Source organism: Elstera litoralis, from assembly GCF_000963705.1.
Classification (GTDB): domain Bacteria; phylum Pseudomonadota; class Alphaproteobacteria; order Elsterales; family Elsteraceae; genus Elstera; species Elstera litoralis.
In genome coordinates this window covers 1-997 of record NZ_LAJY01000683.1, presented here as the reverse complement: position 1 = coordinate 997, position 997 = coordinate 1, and the positions used below count along the sequence as shown (strand labels likewise).

The 997-nt window shown below is 55.8% G+C and carries 3 protein-coding genes; all 3 read right to left on the bottom strand.

The features are described 5' to 3' along the window. Positions 1-42 precede the first annotated feature (42 nt). The 3 genes from rplX to rpsQ are packed head-to-tail and all read right to left on the bottom strand — an operon-like array spanning position 43 to position 995. Positions 43-366 carry a 50S ribosomal protein L24 gene (gene rplX / locus VZ95_RS18960; RefSeq protein ID WP_045777250.1) on the bottom strand — a complete coding sequence of 108 codons (324 nt, stop codon included), beginning with the start codon at positions 364-366 and terminating at the stop codon, positions 43-45. Continuing rightward, entirely contained in the window at positions 366-734 is a 369-nt protein-coding gene (gene rplN / locus VZ95_RS18955; protein ID WP_045777249.1) for a 50S ribosomal protein L14, read from the bottom strand. Before rplN ends, rplX begins: the two co-directional genes overlap by 1 nt. 3 nt (positions 735-737) lie before the next feature. Continuing rightward, a complete protein-coding gene (rpsQ, locus tag VZ95_RS18950; RefSeq protein ID WP_045777248.1) occupies positions 738-995 on the bottom strand; it encodes a 30S ribosomal protein S17 in 258 nt (85 codons plus the stop codon). Positions 996-997 lie beyond the last annotated feature (2 nt).

Genomic DNA, 997 nt, shown 5'->3' with positions numbered 1-997 from the left:
CGGCTTGATAATGATCTTGCAGACGAGTCGCCATGCTACACCTCAAACGTCGATGAGCTCGCCGGAACGCTTAGCGAAGCGTACCTTGCGGCCATCAGCGAGGAATTTATAGCCGATGCGAGTCGGCTGCTTGGTCTTCGGGTCGATGTGGGAGATGTTCGAGACGTGAATCGTCGCTTCCTTCTCCACAATGCCGCCGGGCTGCGTCTGTGACGGCTTGGTGTGCCGCTTGACGATATTAATGCCCTGGACCTTAACCCGGTTTTCTTTCGGCAGAACTTCGAGAACCTCGCCCGTCTTGCCGCGGTCACGACCGGTCGTCACAACGACCTGGTCGCCCTTCTTGATTTTCAATTTCAAGGACATCACAGCACTTCCGGAGCAAGCGAGATGATCTTCATGAAGTTCTTGAGCCGCAGTTCACGGGTCACCGGGCCGAAGATACGGGTTCCGATGGGCTCGTTCTGCTTATTAATCAGAACCGCCGCGTTCGTATCGAACCGGATCGAGGACCCGTCCGACCGACGCACTTCTTTTGCGGTCCGGACAATAACAGCCCGGTGCACATCGCCCTTCTTCACGCGGCCGCGCGGAATGGCTTCTTTGATGGAAACGACGATAACGTCGCCCACCGCAGCCGTCTTCCGCTTCGAGCCGCCCAGAACTTTGATGCACATGACTCGGCGTGCGCCGGAATTATCGGCGACGTCCAGGTTAGTTTGCACCTGAATCATGGGTTACGCTCCTTCGCCCGTCGCAACCGTTTCATCGGTCACAACTTCCCAAGTTTTGGACTTCGAGATGGGGCGGCATTCGCGAATCTTCACGAAGTCGCCCGTCTTGAAGTTGTTGGTTTCATCGTGCGCGGCGTATTTCTTCGTCCGCGTGATGAATTTTTTATAGACAGGGTGCATAACGCGGCGCGACACCAAAACCGTAACGGTCTTATCGCACTTATCACTCACTACCCTGCCTTGCAGAACGCGCCTTGGCATTT